The following is a 25,405-nucleotide window of genomic DNA, read 5'->3' as shown; positions in this document are numbered from 1 at the left end:
TTCAGTGCCCCTTCTTGTTTCGCTTTCCGGTCGGCCGCGCACCCGGCTGCGGAGCAACCGGCGCACGGCGTGCAAGTGGTGCGCCGACGGCAACCGTCTGCGTACCCTTCTCGGCCAGCGTAGCCCGGCGCGAGAGCACCTTACGAGTGTGCGCGGCAACGGGTCCCCAGCGTTCCTTCATCGACACCAGGAGCGGCGTCGCGAAGAAGATCGAGGAGTACGCACCCACGATGATGCCGACGAGCTGAACGAGCGCAAGGTCCTTGAGTGTGCCGACGCCGAGCATCCAGACCGCGACGACCATCAGAGCGATCACCGGGAGCACACTGATGACGGTCGTGTTGATCGATCGCATCAAGGTCTGATTCACCGCGAGGTTGGCCTGCTCGCCGTACGTCCGGCGCGTCAGATGCAGAACACCGCGGGTGTTCTCTTCGACCTTGTCGAACACCACCACGGTGTCGTACAGCGAGAAGCCGAGAATGGTAAGCAAACCGATCACCGTCGCGGGCGTCACCTCGAAACCGACGAGCGAGTAGACGCCGGCAGTGACGATGATGTCGAAGAACAACGCAACGATCGCAGCTACCGCCATGTCCCGCTCGAAGCGGATGGCGATGTAGATACTCACGATCACCAGGAACACAATCAGCGCGATCAGCGCCTTCTTGGTGATCTGGCCGCCCCAGGTTTCACTCACGTCCGCAAAACTGATGGCTTGCGCCGACGGGTTCCCGTTCTTGTCCTTGGGCTGGAACTCGTCGAAGAGAGCCGACTGAAGATCGTTGATCTGCGTCGCGTTCAACGTCTCCGACCGGATCTGCACGGTTGCGCTGGCACCCGAGCCGACTGTCTGCACGCTGACCGGTTCGAACCCGAGTGTGTCGGAGTAGACGGTTTCCACCGCCGACGTCTCGACTCCGCCCTCGGCCGGGAACTGAATGCGTGATCCGCCTTCGAAATCGATACCGAAGGTGAAGCCGCGCAGGATGATGCTCAGCAGCGCAATGGCGACCAGAGCGCCGGTCAGTCCGTAGTAGAAGCGACGCTTGCCGACGACCTCGAACGCACCCGTTCCGGTGTACAACCGCGAGAGCCAGCTGTGCTTGGGCATCGCGCCCTGATCGACGCCTGAGTCAGTGATCTCCGACCGGGCCGCCGCATCGGCGGACTCGGCGGCGGAACTGTTGGTGGACCCCACCGGGGAGTTGTTGGACTCGCTCATGCTCGTGTCTCCTTAGCCGACGCAGCGGCGGCAACCTTACGTTCGCGGGCAACCTCTTGCACTGCGCCGAGACCGTTGACGCTGGGCTTGGACCAGAACGCCGAACGGGACGCCATGCTGACCAGCGGCCACGTCACGAGGAACACGACAATCACGTCGAGAATGGTCGTCAGACCCAAGGTGAAGGCGAATCCTCGCACCTGTCCGACCGCCAGCACGTACAGAACTGCAGCGGCGATGAAGCTCACCGCGTTGCCGGAAAGAATTGTTCGGCGTGCTCTTGCCCAACCGCGTGGCACCGCCGAGCGGAAGCTACGGCCCTCACGCATTTCGTCCTTGATGCGTTCGAAGAACACGACGAACGAGTCGGCGGTCATACCGATACCGATGATCAGACCAGCCATGCCGGCCAAGTCGAGCGTGAAGCCGATGTATCTGCCGAGCAGAACCATGATCGCGTAGACCATGACTCCGGAGAGAATCAGCGACAACGCCGTCAGGACGCCGAGCATGCGGTAGTAGACGAGGCAGTACAGCAGAACGAGAACGAGACCGACCGCGCCGGCGATCAATGCCGCCTGCAGTGAGGCCAGGCCGAGCGTGGCCGAGACCGTCTCGGCCTCAGAGGCTGCGAACGAGAGCGGAAGCGAACCGTACTTCAGTGTGTTGGCAAGTTCTTTGGCACTCTCGGCAGTGAAACTGCCCGTGATCGAGGTGGCGCTACCCGCAGGCGTTGCACCTTGAATCGTGGGAGCGCTGACGACCTTCGAGTCGAGCGTGAACGCTGCCTGCTTGCCGATGTTGGCTGAAGTGAACTCGGCCCAGGTGTTGCTGCCGGTCGTCTTGAACGAGAGGCTGATCTCGTGGCGCGACTGCTGCGAGTTGAAGACCGAAGACGCGTCGGCAATCTCCTGGCCGTCGATGATCGAAGGACCGAGGAGATAGATGTTCAGTCCGTCTTGCGAGCACGCGACCAGCGGCAGGGTCGGGTCGTCGTTTCCACGGAGCGGATCCGCGACGGAGCAGTCGAGGTTCGCCACTGCTTGCTGCTGCACTGTCGGATCGCTGCTCTGCCGGAGGGCGCGCGCTGCGGCGATTTCCGCTGCTGCTGCGTCGCCTTCGTCGGTGCCGTCGCTCGGCGCGTCCCCGGTGGGGGCCGGAGTCGTTGTCTGCGGCGCGGGCGTTGCCTCGGGAGTAGTCGGGTCCTGAGCCAGGAACGGACGGTTCTGCGGCGTCTGCGTCCCGTCAGCGGGTGCTTCGGGGGCCGGTGCATCAGTGGCCGGAGTTTCGGCCGCCGGCGCCTCAGGCGTAGCTGTCCGATTCGCGTCACGGGTGGCGACGTCGATCGAACCCGTCACCGGGCGGATGTACAGACGAGCGGTCTGGCCGAGCGAGCGAGCCTGCGCACTGTCGTCGCCGGGAACGGTGATGACGAGGTTGTCACCGTCGACAACGACCTCGGAACCGGAAACGCCGAGACCGTTGACGCGGGTCTCGATGATTTCCTGAGCCTGCTTGAGACTGTCCTGACTGGGAGCGCTGCCGTCCGGGGTACGAGCGGTCAACGTGACGCGCGTTCCACCCTGCAGGTCGATGCCGAGCTTCGGCGTGGCCGACTTGTCTCCAGTGAAGAACACCAGGGCATACAGTGCCACTACCAGGACCCCGAAAAGGGCCAGGTAGCGGACCGGATGCACCGTTCCGGTGGAAGGTGCCACGATCTTTAAGTCTCCTCGGTAGGTGCAGAGCTTCAGTAAGTGCACGGCTCGGGTGGTCGACGACCACCCGAGCTGCGGCGTTCGAACTGCAACGATTGATCAACGGGGCGAACTGAGCTGCTGGTGTAAGAGCGGACAAACCGATCTGGACGTGTGTCCGAGTTCACAACTCTAGAACACGTACCAGTTCGACGAAGTCAGGACTCCTTGGTGAGCCGGATTTCGGTGTCGGCAGCAGACTCTTCGATCTCGGAAATCGAGTCGTCGTCATACTCGTCGGTCTCGGTCGTCTCGACGACGCGCTCACGGATGACCAGACGCGACCAGGTGGTGATGACACCGTCCGCGATCTCGAGGTCCACGGTGTCGTCGTCCAGGGAAGCGATCGTGGCGTAGAGCCCGGCCGTGGTCTGCACCCGATCGCCGACCTGCAGCGAGTCCTGCATCTCGGAAGTCGCGGCCAAGGCCTTCTTCTGCTTGCGCATGCCCAGGAACATGGGCACCAGCAGTGCGAGGATCAAGAGGGGGAAAAGCAAACTCGACATGTGTTGATCAACCTCGGTTGTGTTGCACGTTTTACGCCGCGATGGTCCCGGATGGACCTACGCAATACACCAGTGTGCCATTAGTTGCTGAGGATTCCTGACAGATCGGCCGTTCAAGTAGGCCTTTCCAGTCGAAATTCACTCGCCGTTCGGATCGAACAACGTGGCCTGCGGTTCGTTGACACGAACCTCGATACCGCCCGCTGCGGCATCCGGCGGCGGTGTCATTCCGAGTTGAGTCCAGGCAGCGGCGGTAGCCACACGTCCTCGCGGCGTCCGGGCGATCATTCCGGCCCGGACCAGGAACGGCTCGCACACTTCTTCCACCGTCGACGGTTCCTCGCCGACGGCCACCGCAAGCGTCGACACGCCGACGGGCCCGCCGCCGAACGAACGCACCAAAGCACTCAGTACCGAACGGTCGAGACGGTCCAAGCCCAACTGGTCCACGTCGTAGACGGCCAAGGCCGCCTGAGCGACGTCCATGGTGACGATTCCGTCGGCGCGCACCTCGGCGAAGTCGCGAACCCGGCGCAGCAATCGGTTCGCGATACGCGGTGTCCCCCGCGAGCGTCGTGCGATTTCGGCACCGGCATCGACTTCGAGATCGACGCCCAGAATTCCGGCCGAACGCATCAGAATCTGTTGCAGCTCTTCGGGTTCGTAGAAATCCATGTGAGCGGTGAACCCGAAGCGGTCGCGCAACGGACCGGTCAGCGCACCCGACCGCGTAGTCGCACCGACCAGCGTGAACGGTGCAACCTCCAGAGGAATCGACGTGGCGCCCGGCCCCTTACCGACGACGACGTCGACACGGAAGTCTTCCATGGCCAGGTACAACATCTCCTCGGCCGGACGAGCGATTCGGTGAATCTCGTCGATGAACAACACGTCGCCCTCGACGAGGTTGCTCAGCATCGCAGCCAGGTCTCCGGCGCGTTCGAGCGCCGGTCCGGACGTCAACCGCAGAGAAGAGCCCAACTCCCCCGCGATGATCATCGCCATCGACGTCTTGCCGAGCCCGGGGGGACCGGACATCAGGATGTGATCAGGCGTGCTGCCACGAAGTTTTGCTCCGGTGAGCACGAGCTGCAGTTGTTCGCGAACACGAGGTTGACCGATGAAGTCGTCGAGACTCTTGGGGCGCAGACTCGCTTCGACATCACCGTCTCCCGCCACCAATTCGGCAGAGACCTGCGACTCGTCGTCGAAATCGTCGATCGGGTCGAAGTTCATCGAGTCTTACCGAGCAGCGACAGAGCGGAACGCAGTGCGACCGACGTGGTGGCCTCGGGCGATTCCGCCAGAACCGAATCCGTGGCCTGCTCAGCCTGCTTGATCGGGAAGCCCAGACCTTCGAGAGCCTCGACGATCTGATCACGGATCGAGCTGCCGACGACGACGCCGGACGCCGCGCCGGCCGTCGTCGCGACGGCGTCGACCTTGTCACGCAGTTCGACAACCATGCGCTCGGCGCCGCGTTTTCCGATACCGGGCACCCTCGTCAACGCCGTCAGGTTGCCTTCCGAGAGCGCCCGCCGCAGCGCGTCCGGTTCGAGAACTGCGAGAGTTGCCATCGCCAGGCGCGGTCCGACTCCGGAAACCGTCTGCAGGAGGCTGAACAGGTCCTTCGACTCGGTATCGGAAAAACCGTACAGCGTCATCGAGTCTTCGCGAACGATCATCGTCGTGAACAGTCGCGCTTCGCTTCCCCGGTGCAGCGCACCGAGAGTCACCGGGGTGGCATTGACCCGATAGCCGACACCTGACGCTTCGATGACCGCGTGATCGAGCGCAATATCGAGTACCTCGCCGCGTACCGACGCGATCATCGTGAACCTGCCTTCTTCGTCTCGGCCAATTTTGCCTGATACTTACGCATTTGTTCAGCGGCCATCGCCTCGGCGCGGGCCATCCGCTCGATCATCGGTGCTCGCCAGCAGTGACAGATCGCCAGCGCCAGAGCGTCGGCAGCGTCAGCCGGTTTCGGCGCCGTCTTCAAATTCAGAATTCGCGTCACCATCGCAGTGACCTGCGCCTTGTCGGCGTTACCGCTGCCGGTGACGGCGGCCTTCACCTCGCTGGGCGTGTGGAAACACACCGGAATGCCGCGTCTGGCGGCAGCGAGCGCGACAACTCCGCCTGCTTGCGCCGTCCCCATCGCGGTACTGACGTTGTGCTGCGCGAACACGCGCTCGATCGCGACCACCTCCGGCTTGTACTGCTCGATCCACAGTTCAGCCGCATCGGAGATCCGCAGAAGCCGAGAACCGAGGTCCATCTCGGCCGGAGTCCGCACCACGTCGACCGCAATGGGGCGCACTTTCCTGCCGTTGCTCCCGTCGACCACTCCCAACCCGCAGCGAGTCAAGCCTGGGTCCACTCCGAGCACGCGCACTTGTCACACCTCTCCATACCGAACAGCTGTTCGATAGCTTAGCGGTGCGCGGGACTACTACCCCGCATCAACACGCAACCCGGCCCGGACGCGGACGTCAGGGCCGGGTTGAGTTGAAAGCAATCAGTCTTCGAGCGCCGCGAGAACCTCGTCGGACAGATCGATGTTGGTGTAGACGTTCTGCACGTCGTCAGAATCTTCGAGCGCGTCGACGAGCTTGAAGATCTTGCGTGCGCCGTCGACATCCAAGGGAACCTCGACGGAAGCGCGAAAATCGGCTTCGGCGGAGTCGTAGTCGATGCCGGCTTCCTGAAGTGCCGACCGTACGGCAACCAGATCCTGTGGCTCACTGACGATTTCGAAGGTTTCACCGAGATCGGTGACTTCCTCGGCACCGGCGTCGAGCACAGCCATCAGGACGTCGTCCTCCGACTGGCCGTTCTTCTCGAGCATGACGACACCCTTGCGAGCAAACAGGTAGGAGACGGAACCCGGGTCAGCGAGGTTGCCACCGTTACGGGTCATCGCGGTGCGAACTTCACCGGCTGCGCGGTTGCGGTTGTCGGTGAGGCACTCGATCAGAACGGCGACGCCGTTGGGTCCGTAGCCCTCGTACATGATGGTCTGCCAGTCTGCGCCGCCCGCTTCTTCACCGGCGCCGCGCTTGCGCGCACGCTCGATGTTGTCATTGGGAACAGACGTCTTCTTCGCCTTCTGGATGGCGTCGTACAAGGTGGGGTTGCCCGTGGGATCGCCACCGCCGGTTCGTGCCGCCACCTCGATGTTCTTGATCAGCTTCGCGAAGGATTTGCCACGACGTGCGTCGATCACAGCCTTCTTGTGCTTGGTGGTGGCCCATTTTGAGTGGCCGCTCATGCGATTCAAGCCCCTTTCCTGCTGCGTTGCGCACGCCGAATGCGCGTCTTTCAGCTCTGCCGATGTTACCCGTCCCACGTCACAACTCGCTGCATCCCCCGACACGAATTAGTCAAACCACGCATTGTTTGCATAGAATGCAAACATGTTGGTGCGAATAGATCACGCCTCCACAACTCCACTCGCGGAGCAGATTGCGGCCGGGGTTCGTGGCTCGGTCATCCGCGGTGAGATCGGTCCCGGTGACCGTCTGCCGTCCGCTCGCGCTCTCGCCGACTCGATCGACGTCAATCTCCACACGGTTCTTCGGGCGTACGCAACACTCCGCGACGAAGGCCTGATCGACCTCCGACGCGGACGTGGCGCCGTTATTCGCGCCGAGTTCGACTCGGGAAGAACAGCTCTCAACGAATCTGCGCGCGAGTTCGTGCGGCAGGCCCGAAATCTCGGACTCGACACCGCGCACATGCTCGACCTCATCAAGGAGACCAGCACACAATGACGACCAGCAAGATCCGACTCTGGACAGCAGCTTCACTGACGTTGATCCCGACCCTGATCCTGGTTCTCGCGCGCTTCGCGTGGGATGAACGCCTGCCCGAAACCGTCGCGAGCCATTGGTCCGGATCGACCCCGGACGGGTTCAGCACCACGACGACGTTTTTCGCCATCGCGCTGGTGATTTCTCTGGTGGCTGTCGTTTGCGCCTGTGTCGTCGCGGCCCGTTCGAGCGACAACGCGCCCTTGTTTCTCGCCGTAACCTCGATCGCGAGTGCGACACTGGCGACGATCTGGATTCTGAGCGTCGCCCTGACGATCGACGCCGGGTCGCCGGAAGCCGCGCGTATCGGCTGGTGGATTCTTGCGCCGATCGCGGCGGTACTCGTAGGAGTTCTGGCATACGCGCTGCCTGACCAGCAACGAAGCGGCCCGGAGTCGCCACTGCCGACCCCGACGCTCGACACTCCGCTGACGGCCTCCGAACGTGCAGTGTGGGTCGGGCAGGTCCGCAGCGTCTGGCCGTGGATCGTTACCGCCGGCCTCGTAGTTCTCGTGATCGCGACTGCCGCGTACTCGGATTGGTGGGTTGCCGTGATCCTGGGTGTGTCCACACTCGCCGTCACAGCATTCGCGTCGATCACCGTGCGCGTCGACCGTCACGGTGTCGGCATCAGTTCCTGGGGCGTTCGATGGAAGAAGATCCCCATCTCGAAGGTGAAGTCCGCATCAGTCGACGCGATACGTCCAGCCGAATGGGGCGGATGGGGTTACCGAATGACACCGCGCGGAACAGCCGTCACTCTCCGCTCGGGTGAGGCCATCGTGGTCACTCTCGAGAGCGGACGACTGTTCGCCGTAACCGTCGATCACCCGGAAGACGGTGTGAAGCTGATCAATTCGTTGGTTCAGGCTGGTTGATTCACGAACAACGTCAATTCACGAACAACGTCAACTCACGAACAACACGGCAGCGGCATTGCCGGCGAGGTAGAAACCGGCAATGCCGAATACCCAACCCATTGCGCTGTCGCCGTAGCGAGACATCAGCGAGTCCACTCGGCGCAGCGGCTTGTCGAGGCGGTTGCCGGCCACGACCCGCCCGCACAACAGAAGCACTGCGGGCATGGCCATGATCAGGCAGTATCCGGCAAGTATCGACGCAGACGCGACTGCGGGCAGCCCAGCAGCGGTGATCATCGCGATCGCCGCCAAGTAGGGCAGCATCGTCACCAACTCGGCGGTCCCGGCAGCAATTGCCAGAAGTACAACACTTCTCGCGGAACTGCCCGAGCCGAGCACCCGCTCTCGCCAAACATGGGTTCGATCGGCCTGACCGGATGTGCGCCTCTTCTCGGAATCGAATCGAAAGCTCCACGCGAACAACGCGATACCGAGTATCAACTGCGCACCGCGGGCGGCGGGGGTTTCGAGCAGCGGGGCGACGACAGGCATACCTGCCCGTGCCGTCGTCCAGACTGCCACCCCGACAACAAAATAGAACGTCGTGATGACCACCAGATACGTCAGCAGCCTGCGAACCTGCGGTCGTCCCGGCATCAACAACATCCAGACCGGGACGACCAATGTTCCGATGCTCGTACTGTCCAGCAGGGCGAGCCCGCCCAGCGTGGTGAGCAGGACGAGTTCCACGTCAGTCGTTTCGGCGCTCGGGTATCGCTGTCTCCCTCGTTCGGACTGCATTCACGATGTCGAAGGCACCGATGATCGCGAGGATCACGCCGAGTGGTCCGCCGCGAAACCAGAAGAACTCGGCGTCACGCGCGAACAGCCACAGACAGCCGCCACCGACGACCAAGAGAATGCCGATCATCAACTCGAAGCGAATTTTCATACGTCGAGCCTGTCTTCTCTCTCGAATCCGCACATCAGCCATCGGAACAACGCCGACCTCATCATTTGGTATGACAAGTCAGGCGCCCCGATGTGCTCTGATAAGTCTGTGGTGACCAGAAGTCGGAGTGTCGGCAAGTGGAACGATCCGCTCATCGCCTTCGGCCTGTTCGCGATCGGGGTACTCCTCTACCTGGTCGGCCTGTACCAAATGTGGACCGATGTCGGAGGTGTCGCCGACGTTCCCGCCGGGGTTCGGATCGGGATGCTGGCTCTGCTGTGTGCGATCGACTCGTTCCGGCGGGTGCGTCCGGCAACGGCCTTGGCGGCGGGGGCCGTCATCGTCGCGGTCGACGCCGCCCTTGGCCCGACTCTGCCGATGTGGCTGGTCCTCTCGGATCTCACCTACGCCGCAGTTCTGTACGGGACGGCGCGGTTGGGCCGAGTGGTCTGTTCTCTGACCGCGGTGACGGTTGCCGCGCTCACAGCCCTCGTCTACCTGTCCGCCCAGGACGTCCGCGCTGCGGCTGGGGCAGGCGTCGTGACCGCTCTGTTCTTCGGTACGCCGGTGTGGTGGGCACTGGTCATCCGTCGACAAGTCGAACTGACCGAGGCCGAACGCGAGCGTTCCAGAGTCCACGAAGCACTCGCCGCTCTGGACCGCGAGGCCGCGGTCGCTCACGAACGAGCAACCATGGCGCGCGATCTGCACGACGTCATCGCAAGCCACCTCTCCGCCATCGCAATCCATTCGGAGGCGGCACTGTCCACCTCAGCTCTCTCCGGTGAACGGGGCCAACCCGACGACGGATTGAGGGAGATGATCGGAGCGATCAGATCGAGCAGTCTCGCGGGCCTTTCCGAGATGCGGTCGATGATCGAACTGCTCCACGCCGGGGACGACGAGACCCCGGACCCGCGTTCCTCTCCCCCGCGGCTGACCGAGTTGCCCGTCGTCCTGGACGCAGTTCGGGCAGCCGGCGCCGCCGTGCACGTTGCGATCGACATCGATACTGCCGACCTGCCGAGCGTGGTCGATCACACGGCGTACCGGATCACCCAGGAGGCGTTGACCAATGCGCTCAAGCATGCGCCTGGTGCACCGATCTCGATGTCGATCTCTCTCCAGCACAATGCATTACAGATCGAGATCCGAAACCCCGTCGGTCGCGACACATCCAGTTTTCGGGCGGGAACGCACGGACTTGCAAACATGCGTCACCGCGCCGAACTGCTGGGCGGTTCACTCGACGCACTTCCGGTCGACGGAGAATGGACGGTATGCGCACAGCTACCGGTCCCCGCGCCGAACGGAACGGATCAGTGATCACCGTCGCCCTGGTCGACGACCACGCCGCGATCCGGTCCGGACTCGCGATGATCCTGCGGCAGCACGACGACATCGATGTCGTTGCAGAAGCCGGTGACGGAGCGTCGGCGATCACCGTCACCCGCACGCATCAACCCGACGTCGTACTCATGGACGTCCGGATGCCAGGCACCGACGGCATCGAGGCGACGCGTCAGATCATCGGGACGACCCGCAGCCGGGTTCTGGTGTTGACCACCTTCGACCTCGACGAATACGTCTTCGCGGCCCTGCGCGCCGGTGCTTCGGGATTCCTGCTCAAGACTGCGACCGCGGACGAGCTGACCAGCGCTATCCGCAACGTCGCGGCCGGAGATGCAGTGCTCGCTCCTCGCGCGGCGCGTGCACTGATCGGCGAGTTCGTTCAGCGTGCACCCAAACCCACCGAACCGCTGGGATTGAGCGAGCTCACCGATCGTGAACGCGAGGTGCTCGCGCTGTTGGGGACGGGACTGTCCAATGCCGAACTGTCGCGTGAACTCGGTGTCGGTGCTCCGACGGTGAAGTCGCACGTGTCGCGAGTTCTGTCGAAGTTGCACCTCACCTCACGCGTCCAGGCGGCGATCCTTGCCTGCGAACTGGAGCTGTAGGTTCGGCCGAGGCTGACTACTCCAGTTATCCGCGAACCAGATCGACGAACATCTCGTGCACTCGACGGTCCCCGGTAACCTCGGGATGGAAAGAAGTGGCGATCACCGAGCCCTGCCGAACCGCGACGATCCGGCCCGCGGCCTCCCCCGCGGCGGCGGGAACCTGCGCAAGAACCTCTACGCCCGGTCCAACTCGCTCCACCCACGGCGCGCGGATGAAGACGGCGCGGATGGGATCTCCGATGATGCCCTCGAACTCCAGGTCGGACTCGAAAGAATCGACCTGTCTGCCGAAAGCGTTGCGGCGCACCGTCATGTCGATGGCGCCGAGATGTTCGGCGTCCGGCCGGGTGTCGAGTACCTCGCTCGCCAGCAGAATCATGCCGGCACACGAACCGTAGGCCGGCAGCCCCCCGCGAAGACGCTCACGAAGCGGATCCAACAGTTCGAACACCTGCAGAAGCCGGCTCATCGTGGTGGATTCGCCACCGGGGATCACGATGCCATCGACCTTGTCGAGTTCCTCCGGGCGCCGGATACCCACCGCATCCGCTCCCGAATCATCGAGTGCGGCAAGGTGTTCGCGAACATCACCTTGGAGGGCGAGTACACCGATCAACGGACGCGTCATCACACAGTTCCTGTCTTGTTCTCACGGCTGTTCTTGCTCTCATGGCTGTCGGGTTCGCGTTCGAGACGCGTCAAACCCTCCTGAACCACCGCTGCCACCATGTTGCCATCGCGATCGTAGATACGCCCCTGGGTGAGCGCGCGACCAAAACCTGCCGACGGCGACGTCTGGTCGTAGAGCAACCACTCGTCGGCCCGGAACGGACGCAGGAACCACATCGCGTGATCGAGCGAAGCAGTCTGCGTCTTCACGCCGCGGTGCGGGACTTTCGAAGTTCCGAGCAGGGTCATGTCACTGAGATACGCAAGCGTGCAGATGTGCAGCAGCGGACGATCCGGCAGAGCCTCGCGGTAGCGCATCCACACGCGTTGTTGCGCGGCGAGATCCGGCGCTGACGCGCTCTGCTCAGCGGGCACAATTCTGATGTCCCAGTTCTTCCACTCCTGATAGAACTGCGATTCAGCCAACTTCGGAACGGTCTGCGCATCCGGCAAGTCCTCCGGCGCCGGAACGGAGGGCATCCGGTCCTGGTGCTCGATACCTTCGTCGTCGACGTGGAACGAGGCCGACATCGTGAAGATCGTCTTGCCGTCCTGAACTGCATTCACCCGGCGGGTGCAGAACGAGCGCCCGTCGCGGATGCGGTCCACCAGGTAGACCGTCGGAATCTTCGGATTGCCCGGGCGCAGGAAATATCCGTGCAACGAGTGCACGTGGTAGCTCTCGTCAACGGTGCTCACGGCAGAAACCAACGACTGCCCGGCAACCTGCCCGCCGAACGTCCGTTGAAGTGCGGTGGGATGGACCGCCCCACGGAAGATGTCCTTCTCCAGGTGTTCGAGCGCGAGGATCTCCTCGATACCAACCATGAGTCCTCCGAAAACATAGACCGCCGCACTGGGCGCGATGACGGTTCACAATATCGCCTCGGCGAGCGGGCACGGCACCATGGTGGGCGTGAGTACATTCATCCCGTCCAGTCCCCTCGCCTTGGCCGAGCAGATTGCAACGCTGAGCGGATCGTTTCCGTCGGTGGCGGTAGTAGCGATCGACGGACCTGATTGTGCACAGCCGTCTCGGCTCGCGGAACTGGTCGGCACCGCCGTCGAGTCGCGCAACAGGCCGAGTGCTGTTGTGTCACTGCACGACTACGTGCGGCCGGCTTCGCTGCGATACGAGTTCGGCCACGAGGATGCGCTGAGTTACCGTACTATCTGGTTCGACTATCCGGCACTCGATCGTGAAGTGATCACCGCAGCCCGCACAAAACGGGCGTTCTTGCCGAAACTCTGGGACGAACCCACCGATCGATCGGCTCGGTCGACCCGTATCCCCGTCCATGAGCGCGCGGTCATCGTGATCGCCGGTCCGATGTTGCTCGGGCGCGGGCTGGAGTTCGACGTCAGCGTCCGCCTGGACATGAGCGAACCTGCCATGCGGCGGCACACACCGGAGGCAGATCTGTGGACCGTCGAGGCACTCCTCGAACACCGATCAGAAGTGTCCGAGGAGGTCGATTTCGAGGTCAGATACGACCATCCGGCCCGGCCTGCGGTGCGGTCTCGCCAGTGAAGGTCTCACTGCGATTGATCTCACGTCGGCCGACCTCACTTCGGGCGATACAGCCTGGTCAGACCCTCCTGGACGACTGCAGCAACCATATTTCCTCGGCTGTCGAAGATTCGTCCCTGCGTCAGGGCGCGACCGAAGCCCGCTGACGGCGACGTCTGGTCGTACAACAGCCACTCGTCGGCGCGGAACGGCCGCAGGAACCACATGGCGTGATCGAGCGAAGCGCTTTGCATGGCGACGTCCATGTGGGGGCCGCGAGAAGATCCGAGCAGCGTCATGTCGCTCATGTAGGCAAGCGTGCACACGTGAAATACCGGGTCGTCCGGGAGTGCCTCGCGGGAACGGAACCACACTTGCTGCTGCGCGGCAGCGCCCGGACGTTTGTCGATGTCGGCCTTCGGCACCATTCGAAGGTCCCAATCGGACCACTCACGGGCCAACCACGCAGTCTCGGGATCCTCCGAATCCTGGGCGATGGCCAAGGTCTCGGGGTCAGGAACGGGTGGCATCTCGTCCTGGTGCTCGATGCCTTCGTCTTGGACGTGGAAGGACGCCGACATCGTGAAAATGGCTTGCCCGTCTTGAATTCCGGTGACCAAGCGGGTCGCGAACGATCGACCGTCCCGAACACGATCAACCAGAAAAACCGTCGGCTCCATCGGATTTCCCGGACGCAGGAAATATCCGTGCAACGAATGAACCGAGTAGGCCGGATCGACCGTGCGTACCGCCGACACCAATGCCTGTCCGGCGACCTGGCCGCCGAAAGTGCGGGTCAGGGTGGTCTCCGCGATGATTCCTCGAAAGATGTCCCGCTCGAGGCGTTCCAACTCCAGAATTTCTTCGATCCTCGCCATCGATGCTCCACATCTTCCCGTGTACCGACGTCTACCGACCTTCACACAATGCCTGACGCACCCCCGGCCACCAAAGTGGGCATACAAAATCATGGAGTTGCATGCCGCCCTACTCAGAATGGGGGTGGATCGCCTCCGCCGTCGAAGGTCCTCCTCCGGGCCTTCTTCTTCATTCGGAGGTGCATTCGTAACCGCTGCCGCCGGCGTTCACCCCGCACACGAGCGGCTTTGTTTTCCAGACGTGTGCGCCGACGCCGACCACCCTCGGGCAGTACAGGCTCGAGCATTCCCGCCAGCAGACCTGACGGCCTCGTTCGGTAGCAATGTCCGGTCGGCGAGGTCAGCATGACGCTGCGGTCCGGGTTCGAGGTGTGCACCCACTGACCGGAGTGCTTGAGGCGGTGATGATTTCGACAATAGGCACTCAAGTTCGAGGCCACGGTCTTTCCACCACGAGTGGGATCGCGATGATCAAAGGGTTCAGTGTGATCGAGATCTGAATTCCACGCAGCGACATCGCAGTGCAACCACTGGCAGCTTCCTGCGATCACCCGCACCCAGGTGTCGAGGACAGCGCCCGGGCGGTACACGAACGCAGAAGGAACGACGGGCGAAGGTACTGGCTCGCCCATACCGGCAGCCTCGAGCGCGGCGTCGGCTGGTACCTTCACATTCCGAATCAGCGCACCCGCGGCGATGTCACGTGCATGCTCTGCACTGATCACTCCATAACCGTCGAGGTGAGCGGGTTCGTCTGCACCTGGTGCGTCACCGCCCTGAAGCGTTGATTCCAGCATGACCACGTGAACCAACGGCCGACGCACCACCACAATCCCGCTTCGATCTTGTGGGCACTCGTCCCGGCCGCAATCGCACGGCAGAATCGTCGACCCGGATACCAACGCTCCCAATGCGTCAGCTCGTCGTTGCTCGTACTTACGGGAATCGTGTCGACACACCGACATTGCCAACTCCCGCAACCGACGGTCGAAAGCCCGTGCTTCCTCCGCCGGAATACTCCCCAATATCCGCGCCATTCCGTCTTCGGCAGCGCTCACACCCACGAACCGGTCAGCGAGGGCGCGGCGTCGACGCTCGCGCATCCCCTCCGGATCCACCACGGCGACGATACGGTCGATGGCCGCCGTCAATCGGCGGCCCGTCATGCCGGTACCGCCATGTATCGGTGGTGCTGAAATCTTTTCGAGGAGTTGCCGTTCCACCTCGTCGATCAAATCGTCGGCTACGTTGGCCGTAGCGGAGTCGATCAATCCGACTCGATACAAATCCAGTTCTCCGCGCGCCATGGCGGCACGCGTGCGATGGAGGCGAGTCTTGAGAGAAAAGCCGAGACCGATCAACTTTCCCGCTGCGGCACGGCCCATGGTCAATGCCGCGCCGAGCTCGGCCTCAGCCAGTTCGTGAGCGGTAGACGACCAAGCACCGTTATCAGTGTGGTCAGCGCTGCGACGCTCGAAAAACTCGGCAATGGCAGCCAGTTTCCGTTCCACGAGCATCGATTCGCGCGCATGCAGATCGGCGATGAGATCGATGAGGGCGCAGTCGGATTCAGCACCGGACAGCTGCGCTGCGGTACCCGAACTTCCTACTCCATCATCGAACATTCCTCAACATTATTCGAATATACGTTCGATATCCATGATTTCCAGGAATCAGTCCGAACAATCCTGATTGACCGAAAATTGTTGCGGAGCAACCTTTGCGGCCACTCGTGTTCCGGCAACGGATTCCCCTACTGAACCAGGGCGTTGATAATGCGGGCAGCTTCGGCCGGGTAGATAGGGCGGTCGGACCCACCACTCAATACCCAGTGGACTGGACTACCTTCGTCTAGGACTCGGAGTTGCACGTCGAGCGGAAACGCATCGATGTCAGCCGAGTCGACTCCAAAGACATGGACAATCTCATGCCCAGGTCGCCCCTCGAACTCGAAGATGTTCTCTACGACCTCGAGCAACTCGACGCTTCCCAACGGGACGCCGAGTTCCTCCGCGAACTCGCGCCGCAGCGCTGCCTCGGCCGTCTCACCGAACTCGATACCGCCACCGATCAATCGATGAAAGTTCTCCCCCGTGACAGAGTCCGTGCCGTCGAGTATGAGTATGTGACCGGAACGGACAGGTATCCCCAGTGAGATGTTACGAATTGACGACATACGACACAGTTTAGGTAGCCAACTCGAACACCATTTTGAATCCGACGACGGCGAATATCACCAAAAGTGATGGGGTGGGCGCAAATACGACTTGGACTTGCCGAGACTCCCGATGACAGACTCGAGCATCATTCCCAGACAAAAGAATCCATTGAGGAACTCGATGAACGACGCTAGTACCTGGACCGCACGACTCGCAGCACTCGACCTGACCCTCCCGCCGGTCGCTACCCCGGCAGGCTCCTACCTCCCCGCTGTTCAGACGGGGGCATACGTCTACACGTCGGGACAATTGCCGCTCGTCGACGGCACTACGACGTGCATCGGCAAGTTGGGCGAAGGTGTCTCCGTCGAAGACGCCGCCCAGGCGGCGCGGTTGTGCACACTCAACGGACTCGCGGCCGTCGATGCCTTGGTCGGGCTCGATCGCATCGTTCGCGTCGTCAAGGTTGTTGGATTTGTTGCTTCCGGATCCGGATTCTCGCAGCAACCCCAGGTGATCAACGGCGCCTCCGACCTGCTGGCCGAGATCTTCGGCACGGCAGGACAACACGCACGCTCCGCGATCGGCGTCGCCGAACTACCCCGAAACAGTGCCGTCGAGGTCGAGTTCGTGTTCGAGGTATCGGACAGCATCTGATCGGTCTGCCACACCCCGAAGGGGCGGCGGTTGCCAACGCAACCGCCGCCCCTTCGTCTGTGAGGACTTTCAGGCACTGAGCCCGGTCGTCGAACCTGCTGTCACCAACCGCGCTCTGCGAGGCGGTGTCCGACGGGCAGGTCGTCGACGTTGATACCGACCATTGCCTCGCCGAGTCCGCGCGAGACCTTGGCGAGCACGTCCGGGTCGTCGTAGAACGTGGTGGCCTTGACGATGGCCTCGGCGCGCTGCTTCGGGTTGCCGGACTTGAAGATGCCCGATCCGACGAACACGCCCTCGGCGCCGAGCTGCATCATCATGGCAGCGTCTGCCGGGGTGGCGATGCCGCCCGCGGTGAACATGGTGACCGGCAGCTTGCCGGCCTTGGCGACCTCGACGACCAGTTCGTACGGGGCCTGCAGTTCCTTGGCGGCTACGTACAGTTCGTCCTCGCTCAGCGAGGTCAACCGGCGGATCTCGCCGCGGATGGTGCGCATATGGGTGGTGGCGTTGGAGACGTCTCCGGTGCCTGCTTCACCCTTCGAGCGGATCATGGCCGCGCCTTCGTTGATGCGACGGAGCGCTTCGCCGAGGTTGGTGGCGCCACAGACGAAGGGAGCGGTGAACTTCCACTTGTCGATGTGGTTGGCGTAGTCGGCCGGGGTCAGGACCTCGGACTCGTCGATGTAGTCGACGCCGAGGCTCTGCAGGATCTGCGCTTCGACGAAGTGACCGATGCGTGCCTTGGCCATGACGGGGATGCTGACGGTGGAGATGATGCTGTCGATCATGTCCGGGTCGCTCATGCGCGAGACGCCGCCCTGTGCGCGAATGTCTGCGGGGACCCGCTCGAGTGCCATGACGGCGACGGCGCCTGCGTCTTCGGCGATCTTGGCCTGCTCAGCGGTGACCACGTCCATGATCACACCGCCCTTGAGCATTTCAGCCATGCCGCGCTTGACGCGGGCGGTGCCGATGGCGGTGGTGGGGGCAGAGTCGGGGGTGCTCACAGCAAACTCCTGCAGTAGTGGCGTGACAAAAGAAACGAGGCACGGCGAACACACGAGTTCATTCGCTCGGAGGCCTCTGGCCAGAACTCTAGGACTAACCGGCCTTCGATTCCGTATCCAATTTGCCATTGCTGGCCTTAGACTGCCCGCGAGCACTGAACGACCGAAAGATCAGCGGATGGAACGCACTTCCGGATCCTCGGTACCGTCCGCGATCGTCGCCGCTTCCACCAGGAGGTTTGCCAGATCCAACGGGTAGACCGGCTCACCGGACTTGGCCAATTGGCGGATCTCGTCGGCGCTGCACCAGCGATGGCCGGTGATGGCACGCTGCTCCAATTCCGTGTGGCCTTGGAAGACCGGCTCGAAGCCGTGAGTGCGCGTAGCGAAGAACAGCTCTTCCGAACGGATCAGCTCACCGTCGAACGGGAAAATCGCCACACGACGCCAGAGTGGACCTCGCAGATTCTCCGGAGCCACGACGAATCCGGTCTCCTCCTCGATCTCACGAACGGCAGCCGCCCGCAGGTGTTCGCCCCGTTCGAGCCCGCCGCCGACGGTGAACCAGAAGTAAGTGTTCGGGATCTTGGGATCGTGGCCGCGCAACAGCAGCACCCGATCGTCCTCGTCCAGCATCACCACGCGGGCAGAGGTCCGTGACGTATCCACGGTGATGCCCTCGGGCACCGCCGCCGCGGTCGTGCGCTCCGATATCTCGAAGTACTGAGGTAGCGGTGCCGTTCCCCCGAGGTGCAGCCAGCGAACAAGTCGACGCGTACGCAACGCGAGAGTGTCGCGCACCGCGTCGTTGTGGAACCGCCGAGCGATCAGGACCCTCGCCTCGGCATCGGCCAACTCGGCCACCAGTTGAGGTCGCAGCGACGTCGTGCCGTAGGCAGCGAGAGCATTGGACAGCCGGTTCTCGGCAAGCTCGCGATCCTGACGATCCGCACGTTCGGCGGCGTCCGCCAAGGTGACGAATCTGCGCGCGTCGTCGGCGTTCATGTCCACCGCCGCCGCGCGGACAACCGCGGCACGACGGGACAGAGCCGCATCGAGCGCCAACCACGACTGATCCGAACGCACATGCAGTCGATCGAGTCGGTTCGCCGTCCCGTACGCCCACAGTCCGACGACCAGGACGACGGCAGCGACAAGCCCGAGAATGAAGATCGTCAGAGCGGAGAAGGTCATGAACCCACCACGCGTACGCCGGCGCCGCCAACCGTGACGGTCTCGTAGACACGCAGGATCTGTTCGGCCACCACCGGCCAGTCGTATTCGGCAACAACACTTGTCGCGGTGTTGACCAGCGCGCGTCGTCGATCCGGGTCACCGAGAACGGAATCGATTGCCTCGGCCAGGGCATCGGAGTTCCCGATGGGGACCAGCAAGCCGGCCTGGCCGTCGCGAAGAACACGACGGAAGGCGTCCAACTCACTCGCGACGACGGCGGTACCGGCCGCCATGGCCTCGACCAGCACGATCCCGAAGCTCTCACCGCCGAGATTGGGCGCGCAGTAGACGTCCGCACTGCGAAGCGCCGACGCTTTCTCCTCGTCACTGACCTGCCCGAGCAGGCGGAGATGCTTGAAGTACTTACCCGCCTCTTTGCGGAGTTTCTCCTCGTCGCCGCGTCCGACCACGATCACTTCGAGATCCGGGTGACGCTCGACCAACTCCGGCAGCGCACCGAGGAGGACGGCCATCCCCTTGCGCGGTTCGTCGTAGCGACCGAGGAACAGAATGGTTCCACCTTCGCGCGGGTAGCCGGGCAACAGATCGGCCTCGGCAAACGCTGCGACATCGACGCCGTTGGGGATCTCGACCGCGTCGGATCCGAGAGACTCGACCTGCCAACGACGCGCCAACTCAGAGACTGCGATCCGGCCGCTGATCTTCTCGAGATACGGAGCCAAGACACCCTGAAACGTGCTCAGCACCAACGACTTCGTGGTCGACGTGTGGAAGGTGGCGACGATCGGGCCTTCCGCGATGCGCAACGCGAGCATGGACAGACTCGGCGCATTGGGTTCGTGGATATGTAGAACGTCGAAGTCACCTTCCGCGATGAACTTGCGGAGGCGGTTGTTCGCCGTCGGGCCGAAAGACAACCGCGCAACAGAACCGTTGTAGGGAATCGCGACGGCTTTACCTGCGGAAACCACAAAATCCGGCAACTCGTCGTCATCGGACGACGGCGCAAGCACACTCACTTTGTGACCACGTTCGATCAGCACCTCGGCCAGATCCACCACGTGCGCCTGGACGCCGCCGGGGACGTCGAAGGAGTACGGGCAGATCATGCCGATTTTCATTCACCCTCCATGCGGGCGAGCCGCGATTCGGAAAGGTCCGAGCGCCACAGCGGTTGAAGCATGTGCCAGTCAGCGGGGTGCGCTGCGATGTTGACCGCGAAACGGTCGGCAAGTGCTTGCGTGGCCGGGCCGACTCCGCCGGATACGTCGATCGGCGGGTCGATCTTGAAACCCCAACCGTCGGGAGTGAACCAGCAGTGGACCGGAAGTAGCGGCGCGCCGGTATCGATCGCGAGCTTCGCCGGGCCGGCGGGCATGCGAGTGGGTTCTCCGAAGAAGGTGACGGGCACACCCTTCTTCGCCAGATCGCGCTCCCCCAGCAAGCACACGATCTTGTTCTCGCGCAGATGCTTGGACAGTTCGACGAACGGAGGATGCTCCCCGCCGCTGAGCGGAAAGATCTCGAAACCGAGACTCTCGCGGTATTCGACAAACCGTTCGTACAGGGATTCGGGCTTGAGCCGTTCGGCAACGGAGGTCAACCCACCCCATTGCTGAACACACCACACGCCGGCCATGTCCCAATTACCGCTGTGGGGCAGCGCCAATACCGCGCCATGACCTGCTGCCATTGCTTTTTCCAGATGTTCCTGGCCCTCGACCAGCGCATGCAACGCCTTACCTGTCGCGACCAGGTCCATCGACGGTAGACGGAATGCCTCACGCCAGTACCGGGCGTACGAGCGCATAGAATCCTTGATCAACTGATCCGGAACTTCCTCCGGCGTCGTGCCCAGAACTCTCGCGAGGTTCTTCCTGAGTTGTTCGGGTCCGCCCTTGCGTACCGCGAAATCCGCTCCGGCGTCGAACAGCTTGACCGCCACCGATTCCGGCAGGCTTCGCACCAGACGCCAACCCGCGGCGTATCCCAGGTCGGTTGCACGCTCGGCAAAGCTCATTTCTCTGCCTCGCCGTCCGTGTTCGGCGCACCTTCGACCGTCGATGCGGCCGGGGCGATCGGCAGAAGTTCCCGGGCGCCAGGGGAATTGCGCACCGCGAGCACTCGCTGGAAGACCGTCACGATGCTTCCGGCGGCAAGTACCCACATCGCGATGTGGATTGCCCACGGAAGACCCATACCCGTCAGGCCGGATCCGACCAACACGATGATCAATCGGTCCGGGCGCTCGATCCACCCGCCGTCCGCAGTCAGCCCGCTCGCCTCCGCGCGCGCCTTCGCGTACGAGATGACCTGCGAGGTGACGAGGCAGATGAGCGTCGCGACGAGCAGCCACTTGCTGTTCTCGTGGTAGACCGCCCACCAGGCCAGGCCGGCAAAAATCGCGCCGTCGGCGACGCGGTCGCAGGTCGCGTCCAGTACCGCCCCGTACCGCGTTCCGCCGCCGCGAGCACGAGCCATTGCGCCGTCGAGCATGTCGAACATGACGAAGAACCAGATGAACATGGTTCCCCAGAACAGATGTCCGGACGGAAACAGCGTCACCGCACCGGCGACGCTTGCCACCGTGCCGATCACCGTCACCGAGTCCGGCGTCAGACCGGTCTTGACCAGCGCCTTCCCCATAGGTGCCGTCACCTTGGACACCGATGCGCGCCCGAAGAAGCTCAACACCGCAGGAACCCTCCCCGTCGTGAGTTCCGGTTCGGAACTCGTTGCAGCAATGCATCCTGCCATGAAGCCGGATGCGTCAACCTATTGTTGCCAGGCACCGGCGAGTAGTCCCCTGGTCTCCCGCAGCAATTGCGGCATCACCTTTACCCCACCGAGCACGGTGATGAAGTTGGCGTCGCCGCCCCAACGTGGCACTACGTGTTGGTGAAGGTGCTCGGACAGCGAACCGCCCGCAGCGGCACCGAGATTCAGGCCGACGTTGAATCCGTGAGGATTCGACACGCTCTTGATCACCCGCAACGCCTGCTGGGTGAACGCCATCAACTCGGCGCTCTCCTCCGGCGTCAGGTCTTCGAGTGCCGCGACCTTGCGGTACGGAACCACCATCAGGTGCCCCGGGTTGTACGGATACAGGTTCAGAACCGCATAGACATGCTCACCGCGGGCAACGATCAGTCCTTCTTCGTCCGACATCTTCGGAATGTCGATGAACGGTTCACCTGTCGTGCCCGGGGTGTTGGGCGCCTCGGTGATGTACGACATCCGATGCGGCGACCAAATGCGCTGCAAATGGTCAGGGTCACCGACGCCGTGGTCGATCAGCGAACCCGGACCGTCGTCACCGGGGGCGCTCACTGCGCCACGCTTGGCTGCACCAGTTCGGCTGTCGGCGAGGCGTTCTCGCGGCGGCCGATCCACTCGGTGATGATCCGGACGGCGTCGTCGACGGGAATGCCGTTGATCTGCGTGCCGTCACGGAAACGGAAGCTGACCGCGCCGGCCTCCACGTCACGCTCGCCCGCGAGGAGCATGAACGGGACCTTTTGCGTGGTGTGGTTACGGATCTTCTTCTGCATACGGTCGTCACTGAAGTCGACCTCGGCGCGAACACCGGCTGCCTTGAGCTTCTTCGTGACGTCGAACAGGTGATCGGCGAACGCCTCGGCCACCGGGATTCCGACGACCTGCACCGGCGCCAGCCACGCCGGGAACGCGCCCGCGTAGTGCTCGGTCAGGACACCGAAGAACCGCTCGATCGAGCCGAACAGCGCGCGGTGGATCATGACCGGACGAGTCTTGACGCCGTCGTTGCCGGTGTATTCGAGCTCGAACCGCTCGGGCAGGTTGAAGTCGAGCTGGATGGTCGACATCTGCCAGGTGCGGCCGAGTGCGTCCTTGACCTGAACGGAGATCTTGGGACCGTAGAACGCGGCTCCGCCCGGATCCGGCACCAGAGTCAGGCCGGAAGCTTCGCCGACCTCGGCGAGCGTTGCGGTCGCCTCTTCCCAGACGTCGTCGCTACCGACGAACTTGTCCGGGTTTTTGGTGGACAGCTCGAGGTAGAAGTCGTCGAGGCCGTAGTCCTTGAGCAGGTTCAGAACGAACTGCAGGGTGGTGGTCAGCTCGTCGCGCATCTGCTCACGGGTGCAGTAGATGTGAGCGTCGTCCTGGGTCATGCCGCGCACGCGGGTCAGGCCGTGGATGACGCCGGACTTCTCGTAGCGGTAGACCGAGCCGAATTCGAAGAGCCGCAACGGCAATTCACGGTACGAGCGTCCGCGAGCACGGAAGATCAGGTTGTGCATCGGGCAGTTCATCGGCTTGAGGTAGTAGTCCTGGCCCGGCTTGCGCACGGTGCCGTCCTCGTTCAGTTCCTCGTCGACGTGCATCGCCGGGAACATGCCGTCGCGGTACCAGTCGAGGTGACCGGAAACCTCGTACAGATGCCCCTTGGTGATGTGCGGAGTGTTGACGAACTCGTAGCCCGCCTCGATGTGACGGCTGCGCGAGTAGTTCTCCATCTCGGTGCGGATGATGCCGCCCTTGGGATGAAACACCGGCAGACCCGAACCGAGCTCGTCGGGGAAGCTGAAGAGGTCCAGTTCGGTACCGAGCTTGCGGTGATCACGACGCTCGGCCTCGGCGAGCAGTTCGAGGTATTCGTCCTGAGCCTCAGTGGACTCCCACGCGGTGCCGTAGACACGCTGAAGATCGGCGTTGTCCTGGTTGCCACGCCAGTAGGCGGCGGAGCTTCGGGTCAACTTGAAGGCCGGGATGTGCTTGGTGGTCGGAATGTGCGGGCCGCGGCACAGATCGGACCAGATCTTGTCGCCGGTACGAGGATCGAGATTGTCGTAGATGGTCAGCTCGTTGCCGCCCACCTCCATGATCTCGGGATCGTCGATACCGGACTTGTCGTCGATCAATTCGAGCTTGAAGGGCTCGTCGGCCAACTCGACCCGAGCGTCCTCGATCGAATCGACCACTCGACGCGAAAAGCGCTGTGATCCCTTGATGATCTGCTTCATACGCTTTTCGAGCTTGGCCAGATCCTCCGGAGTGAACGGGCGGTCCACCGCGAAGTCGTAGTAGAAGCCGTCCTTGATCGGCGGACCGATGCCGAGCTTCGCGTCGGGGAATTCTTTCTGAACCGCCTGCGCGAGGACGTGGGCCGCGGAGTGCCGGATGACGCTGCGGCCGTCCTCGGTGGATGCTGCCACCGGCTCGACGTCGACATCGACCTCAGGTGTCCACGACAGATCCTTGAGCGTTCCCTCGCCATCGCGGACAACGACGATCACGTCGGGCCCCTTCGTGGGGTATCCGGCTTCGCGCACTGCAGTCCCGGCGGTCGTCCCCGCGGGCACCCGAAGTGGGGCGGCTGAGTGCTCTGGCGCGGGACTGGTCACGGCGATGTGCTCCTAAAGGTATTGCGACAAGTTAGACAGGCGTCGTACCCACTGCGAGCACGCGCACGATCATGTTATCGGCCCTACCGACATGGTGAGACAACCGAGTGAAGGAAACCGGGCCGCGTTCAACTCACAGCGGCGACTCGAGCCACGAGTAGTCCAGGCCCACCCATGTCCCGATCAGGCCGAAAGTGCCGAGCACCCACAAAGTCGCCAAGACGATCACTGTGGTGAACAGAACGCCCAACCCTTTGACGAACAGCGACTGCTTGCCGAACCATTCCATGAACCGGTCGTATCGAGCCTTCGCGAAATGAAGGAGTCGATGTGCCCACGCGAACTCCGACGCCAGGATGCCGAGGCCGGCGAAAACGATGAGCCAACCGGGCCCGGGGTACGGAATAGCCACGATGCCGGCGGCGAACACGATCGTGCCCACGACTCCGACGCCGATGCGGTACGCAAGATTGAGGGTGGGCCGCGCGGCGATTCCCGCGCGCCACCGCTCCCAGCGGGACTCTGCGTCCTGGAAGACGGACAGGTCTGAATCGTCGACGGAAGAATCGACCTTTTCGGTACTCAAAGCAGTCACCTTTTCGGTCGCGAAATGTCTCTTCGACCAGGCTACCGAAATCGTCGCCCGGCGACCTGCGACGACGGTCTGCATCCCGAAATAACCGTGCCCTCGAACAGCTGTGCTCTCGAACGACTGAAGGCGTCCCCGATGATCGGGAACGCCTTCAGTGTTTTTCTGTGGTCCCGGCTGGGATCGAACCAGCGACCTTCCGCGTGTGAAGCGGACGCTCTCCCACTGAGCCACGGGACCGTAAGTCATACGAACGCATGCGCTCGAACGAGTTGG

The 25,405-nt window shown here is 62.9% G+C and carries 28 protein-coding genes and 1 tRNA gene; 6 read left to right on the top strand and 23 right to left on the bottom strand.

The annotated features are described in order from the left end of the window. Nucleotide 1 precedes the first annotated feature (1 nt). The 7 genes from secF to ACVZUB_RS14100 all read right to left on the bottom strand — a co-directional run bounded on the left by secF (nt 2) and on the right by ACVZUB_RS14100 (nt 6,762). On the bottom strand, nt 2–1,225 hold the full coding sequence (gene secF / locus ACVZUB_RS14130) for a protein translocase subunit SecF (protein WP_482628494.1): 1,224 nt from the start codon (nt 1,223–1,225) through the stop codon (nt 2–4). Next, on the bottom strand, nt 1,222–2,943 hold the full coding sequence (secD, locus tag ACVZUB_RS14125) for a protein translocase subunit SecD (RefSeq protein WP_007732956.1): 1,722 nt from the start codon (nt 2,941–2,943) through the stop codon (nt 1,222–1,224). The genes secF and secD overlap by 4 nt, the downstream gene beginning before the upstream one ends. Before the next feature lie 197 nt (nt 2,944–3,140). Then, on the bottom strand, nt 3,141–3,488 hold the full coding sequence (gene yajC, locus ACVZUB_RS14120; protein ID WP_003943339.1) for a preprotein translocase subunit YajC: 348 nt from the start codon (nt 3,486–3,488) through the stop codon (nt 3,141–3,143). Nucleotides 3,489–3,626: 138 nt separating this feature from the next. Beyond that, nucleotides 3,627–4,724: a Holliday junction branch migration DNA helicase RuvB gene (ruvB, locus tag ACVZUB_RS14115; protein ID WP_003943304.1), complete on the bottom strand. Its 1,098-nt coding sequence runs from the start codon at nt 4,722–4,724 to the stop codon at nt 3,627–3,629. Beyond that, on the bottom strand, nt 4,721–5,320 hold the full coding sequence (gene ruvA, locus ACVZUB_RS14110) for a Holliday junction branch migration protein RuvA (protein ID WP_007732953.1): 600 nt from the start codon (nt 5,318–5,320) through the stop codon (nt 4,721–4,723). Before ruvA ends, ruvB begins: the two co-directional genes overlap by 4 nt. Beyond that, complete coding sequence (gene ruvC / locus ACVZUB_RS14105; protein WP_003943325.1) at nt 5,317–5,886, bottom strand: crossover junction endodeoxyribonuclease RuvC; 570 nt, start codon at nt 5,884–5,886, stop codon at nt 5,317–5,319. Before ruvC ends, ruvA begins: the two co-directional genes overlap by 4 nt. A gap of 123 nt (nt 5,887–6,009) precedes the next feature. After that, on the bottom strand, nt 6,010–6,762 hold the full coding sequence (locus ACVZUB_RS14100) for a YebC/PmpR family DNA-binding transcriptional regulator (protein WP_058038733.1): 753 nt from the start codon (nt 6,760–6,762) through the stop codon (nt 6,010–6,012). A 145-nt stretch (nt 6,763–6,907) separates the two neighbouring features. Here ACVZUB_RS14100 and ACVZUB_RS14095 point away from each other — a divergent pair, with 145 nt between their 5' ends. Together ACVZUB_RS14095 and ACVZUB_RS14090 are read left to right on the top strand one after the other, a co-directional pair. Continuing rightward, nucleotides 6,908–7,264, top strand: a complete 357-nt coding sequence (locus ACVZUB_RS14095; RefSeq protein ID WP_047269313.1) for a GntR family transcriptional regulator — start codon at nt 6,908–6,910, stop codon at nt 7,262–7,264. Then, nucleotides 7,261–8,181: a hypothetical protein gene (locus ACVZUB_RS14090; protein WP_312639346.1), complete on the top strand. Its 921-nt coding sequence runs from the start codon at nt 7,261–7,263 to the stop codon at nt 8,179–8,181. Before ACVZUB_RS14095 ends, ACVZUB_RS14090 begins: the two co-directional genes overlap by 4 nt. A 30-nt stretch (nt 8,182–8,211) precedes the next feature. On the opposite strand, the gene ACVZUB_RS14085 is transcribed toward ACVZUB_RS14090, so the two are convergent. Further along, nucleotides 8,212–8,913 carry a GAP family protein gene (locus tag ACVZUB_RS14085; protein WP_482628493.1) on the bottom strand — a complete coding sequence of 234 codons (702 nt, stop codon included), beginning with the start codon at nt 8,911–8,913 and terminating at the stop codon, nt 8,212–8,214. Nucleotide 8,914: 1 nt separating this feature from the next. After that, nucleotides 8,915–9,115 carry a hypothetical protein gene (locus ACVZUB_RS14080; RefSeq protein WP_003943331.1) on the bottom strand — a complete coding sequence of 67 codons (201 nt, stop codon included), beginning with the start codon at nt 9,113–9,115 and terminating at the stop codon, nt 8,915–8,917. A 111-nt stretch (nt 9,116–9,226) separates the two neighbouring features. Here ACVZUB_RS14080 and ACVZUB_RS14075 point away from each other — a divergent pair, with 111 nt between their 5' ends. Together ACVZUB_RS14075 and ACVZUB_RS14070 are read left to right on the top strand one after the other, a co-directional pair. After that, nucleotides 9,227–10,441 carry a sensor histidine kinase gene (locus tag ACVZUB_RS14075; protein ID WP_223304454.1) on the top strand — a complete coding sequence of 405 codons (1,215 nt, stop codon included), beginning with the start codon at nt 9,227–9,229 and terminating at the stop codon, nt 10,439–10,441. Continuing rightward, nucleotides 10,396–11,073, top strand: coding sequence for a response regulator (locus ACVZUB_RS14070; RefSeq protein ID WP_054782270.1), 678 nt, complete (start codon nt 10,396–10,398; stop codon nt 11,071–11,073). The genes ACVZUB_RS14075 and ACVZUB_RS14070 overlap by 46 nt, the downstream gene beginning before the upstream one ends. A gap of 25 nt (nt 11,074–11,098) precedes the next feature. Here the strand turns inward: ACVZUB_RS14070 and pdxT are convergent, their stop codons facing one another. Together pdxT and tesB are read right to left on the bottom strand one after the other, a co-directional pair. Then, nucleotides 11,099–11,704: a pyridoxal 5'-phosphate synthase glutaminase subunit PdxT gene (pdxT, locus tag ACVZUB_RS14065; RefSeq protein WP_047269319.1), complete on the bottom strand. Its 606-nt coding sequence runs from the start codon at nt 11,702–11,704 to the stop codon at nt 11,099–11,101. After that, the gene (gene tesB, locus ACVZUB_RS14060) at nt 11,704–12,573 is read right to left on the bottom strand and encodes an acyl-CoA thioesterase II (RefSeq protein WP_007732935.1); all 870 of its coding nucleotides are present in this window, start codon (nt 12,571–12,573) and stop codon (nt 11,704–11,706) included. Before tesB ends, pdxT begins: the two co-directional genes overlap by 1 nt. A 79-nt stretch (nt 12,574–12,652) precedes the next feature. Here tesB and ACVZUB_RS14055 point away from each other — a divergent pair, with 79 nt between their 5' ends. Next, nucleotides 12,653–13,276 (top strand): nucleoside/nucleotide kinase family protein, encoded by a 624-nt coding sequence (locus ACVZUB_RS14055; RefSeq protein ID WP_003943324.1) that lies wholly within the window; start codon nt 12,653–12,655, stop codon nt 13,274–13,276. A 35-nt stretch (nt 13,277–13,311) separates the two neighbouring features. Here the strand turns inward: ACVZUB_RS14055 and ACVZUB_RS14050 are convergent, their stop codons facing one another. The 3 genes from ACVZUB_RS14050 to ACVZUB_RS14040 all read right to left on the bottom strand — a co-directional run bounded on the left by ACVZUB_RS14050 (nt 13,312) and on the right by ACVZUB_RS14040 (nt 16,309). Continuing rightward, on the bottom strand, nt 13,312–14,133 hold the full coding sequence (locus ACVZUB_RS14050; protein WP_003943337.1) for an acyl-CoA thioesterase: 822 nt from the start codon (nt 14,131–14,133) through the stop codon (nt 13,312–13,314). Between the two features lie 113 nt (nt 14,134–14,246). Continuing rightward, nucleotides 14,247–15,758, bottom strand: coding sequence for an HNH endonuclease signature motif containing protein (locus tag ACVZUB_RS14045; RefSeq protein ID WP_482628492.1), 1,512 nt, complete (start codon nt 15,756–15,758; stop codon nt 14,247–14,249). A 128-nt stretch (nt 15,759–15,886) separates the two neighbouring features. Further along, nucleotides 15,887–16,309 carry an NUDIX domain-containing protein gene (locus ACVZUB_RS14040; protein ID WP_482628491.1) on the bottom strand — a complete coding sequence of 141 codons (423 nt, stop codon included), beginning with the start codon at nt 16,307–16,309 and terminating at the stop codon, nt 15,887–15,889. Between the two features lie 163 nt (nt 16,310–16,472). Here ACVZUB_RS14040 and ACVZUB_RS14035 point away from each other — a divergent pair, with 163 nt between their 5' ends. Continuing rightward, complete coding sequence (locus ACVZUB_RS14035; RefSeq protein WP_047269323.1) at nt 16,473–16,949, top strand: RidA family protein; 477 nt, start codon at nt 16,473–16,475, stop codon at nt 16,947–16,949. 101 nt (nt 16,950–17,050) lie between these two features. On the opposite strand, the gene pdxS is transcribed toward ACVZUB_RS14035, so the two are convergent. The 9 genes from pdxS to ACVZUB_RS13990 form a co-directional block, all read right to left on the bottom strand. Next, nucleotides 17,051–17,959: a pyridoxal 5'-phosphate synthase lyase subunit PdxS gene (pdxS, locus tag ACVZUB_RS14030; RefSeq protein ID WP_003943338.1), complete on the bottom strand. Its 909-nt coding sequence runs from the start codon at nt 17,957–17,959 to the stop codon at nt 17,051–17,053. A 171-nt stretch (nt 17,960–18,130) separates the two neighbouring features. After that, nucleotides 18,131–19,153 carry an NUDIX hydrolase gene (locus ACVZUB_RS14025; protein WP_047269324.1) on the bottom strand — a complete coding sequence of 341 codons (1,023 nt, stop codon included), beginning with the start codon at nt 19,151–19,153 and terminating at the stop codon, nt 18,131–18,133. Next, nucleotides 19,150–20,277 (bottom strand): glycosyltransferase family 4 protein, encoded by a 1,128-nt coding sequence (locus ACVZUB_RS14020; RefSeq protein WP_063316452.1) that lies wholly within the window; start codon nt 20,275–20,277, stop codon nt 19,150–19,152. The genes ACVZUB_RS14025 and ACVZUB_RS14020 overlap by 4 nt, the downstream gene beginning before the upstream one ends. Further along, nucleotides 20,274–21,176, bottom strand: a complete 903-nt coding sequence (locus tag ACVZUB_RS14015; protein WP_042919909.1) for a phosphatidylinositol mannoside acyltransferase — start codon at nt 21,174–21,176, stop codon at nt 20,274–20,276. Before ACVZUB_RS14015 ends, ACVZUB_RS14020 begins: the two co-directional genes overlap by 4 nt. Next, a complete protein-coding gene (gene pgsA / locus ACVZUB_RS14010) occupies nt 21,173–21,850 on the bottom strand; it encodes a phosphatidylinositol phosphate synthase (RefSeq protein WP_037130749.1) in 678 nt (225 codons plus the stop codon). The genes ACVZUB_RS14015 and pgsA overlap by 4 nt, the downstream gene beginning before the upstream one ends. Before the next feature lie 81 nt (nt 21,851–21,931). Continuing rightward, a complete protein-coding gene (locus tag ACVZUB_RS14005; protein ID WP_003943307.1) occupies nt 21,932–22,486 on the bottom strand; it encodes an ATP adenylyltransferase in 555 nt (184 codons plus the stop codon). Beyond that, the gene (gene thrS, locus ACVZUB_RS14000; RefSeq protein ID WP_007732914.1) at nt 22,483–24,540 is read right to left on the bottom strand and encodes a threonine--tRNA ligase; all 2,058 of its coding nucleotides are present in this window, start codon (nt 24,538–24,540) and stop codon (nt 22,483–22,485) included. The genes ACVZUB_RS14005 and thrS overlap by 4 nt, the downstream gene beginning before the upstream one ends. A gap of 133 nt (nt 24,541–24,673) precedes the next feature. Continuing rightward, nucleotides 24,674–25,084, bottom strand: a complete 411-nt coding sequence (locus ACVZUB_RS13995; protein WP_085989954.1) for a TIGR02611 family protein — start codon at nt 25,082–25,084, stop codon at nt 24,674–24,676. A 213-nt stretch (nt 25,085–25,297) separates the two neighbouring features. Next, nucleotides 25,298–25,369 (bottom strand) — tRNA-Val (locus ACVZUB_RS13990). Nucleotides 25,370–25,405: the final 36 nt, after the last annotated feature.

The sequence above is a fragment of the Rhodococcus sp. OS5 genome (genome assembly GCF_056837585.1).
The sequence above is the reverse complement of the archived record's forward strand: the minus strand, read 5'-3'. Positions and strand labels throughout refer to the sequence as shown.

What these genes read in the sequence shown, in the direction of transcription:
- secF (WP_482628494.1), bottom strand. Translation starts at nt 1,225, where the DNA reads ATGAGCGAGTCCAACAACTCCCCGGTGGGGTCCACCAACAGTTCCGCC.
- yajC (WP_003943339.1), bottom strand. Translation starts at nt 3,488, where the DNA reads ATGTCGAGTTTGCTTTTCCCCCTCTTGATCCTCGCACTGCTGGTGCCC.
- ruvB (WP_003943304.1), bottom strand. Translation starts at nt 4,724, where the DNA reads ATGAACTTCGACCCGATCGACGATTTCGACGACGAGTCGCAGGTCTCT.
- ruvA (WP_007732953.1), bottom strand. Translation starts at nt 5,320, where the DNA reads ATGATCGCGTCGGTACGCGGCGAGGTACTCGATATTGCGCTCGATCAC.
- ACVZUB_RS14100 (WP_058038733.1), bottom strand. Translation starts at nt 6,762, where the DNA reads ATGAGCGGCCACTCAAAATGGGCCACCACCAAGCACAAGAAGGCTGTG.
- ACVZUB_RS14095 (WP_047269313.1), top strand. Translation starts at nt 6,908, where the DNA reads ATGTTGGTGCGAATAGATCACGCCTCCACAACTCCACTCGCGGAGCAG.
- ACVZUB_RS14090 (WP_312639346.1), top strand. Translation starts at nt 7,261, where the DNA reads ATGACGACCAGCAAGATCCGACTCTGGACAGCAGCTTCACTGACGTTG.
- ACVZUB_RS14080 (WP_003943331.1), bottom strand. Translation starts at nt 9,115, where the DNA reads ATGAAAATTCGCTTCGAGTTGATGATCGGCATTCTCTTGGTCGTCGGT.
- ACVZUB_RS14070 (WP_054782270.1), top strand. Translation starts at nt 10,396, where the DNA reads ATGCGCACAGCTACCGGTCCCCGCGCCGAACGGAACGGATCAGTGATC.
- pdxT (WP_047269319.1), bottom strand. Translation starts at nt 11,704, where the DNA reads ATGACGCGTCCGTTGATCGGTGTACTCGCCCTCCAAGGTGATGTTCGC.
- tesB (WP_007732935.1), bottom strand. Translation starts at nt 12,573, where the DNA reads ATGGTTGGTATCGAGGAGATCCTCGCGCTCGAACACCTGGAGAAGGAC.
- ACVZUB_RS14055 (WP_003943324.1), top strand. Translation starts at nt 12,653, where the DNA reads ATGGTGGGCGTGAGTACATTCATCCCGTCCAGTCCCCTCGCCTTGGCC.
- ACVZUB_RS14050 (WP_003943337.1), bottom strand. Translation starts at nt 14,133, where the DNA reads ATGGCGAGGATCGAAGAAATTCTGGAGTTGGAACGCCTCGAGCGGGAC.
- ACVZUB_RS14045 (WP_482628492.1), bottom strand. Translation starts at nt 15,758, where the DNA reads ATGTTCGATGATGGAGTAGGAAGTTCGGGTACCGCAGCGCAGCTGTCC.
- ACVZUB_RS14040 (WP_482628491.1), bottom strand. Translation starts at nt 16,309, where the DNA reads ATGTCGTCAATTCGTAACATCTCACTGGGGATACCTGTCCGTTCCGGT.
- ACVZUB_RS14035 (WP_047269323.1), top strand. Translation starts at nt 16,473, where the DNA reads ATGAACGACGCTAGTACCTGGACCGCACGACTCGCAGCACTCGACCTG.
- ACVZUB_RS14025 (WP_047269324.1), bottom strand. Translation starts at nt 19,153, where the DNA reads ATGACCTTCTCCGCTCTGACGATCTTCATTCTCGGGCTTGTCGCTGCC.
- ACVZUB_RS14020 (WP_063316452.1), bottom strand. Translation starts at nt 20,277, where the DNA reads ATGAAAATCGGCATGATCTGCCCGTACTCCTTCGACGTCCCCGGCGGC.
- ACVZUB_RS14015 (WP_042919909.1), bottom strand. Translation starts at nt 21,176, where the DNA reads ATGAGCTTTGCCGAGCGTGCAACCGACCTGGGATACGCCGCGGGTTGG.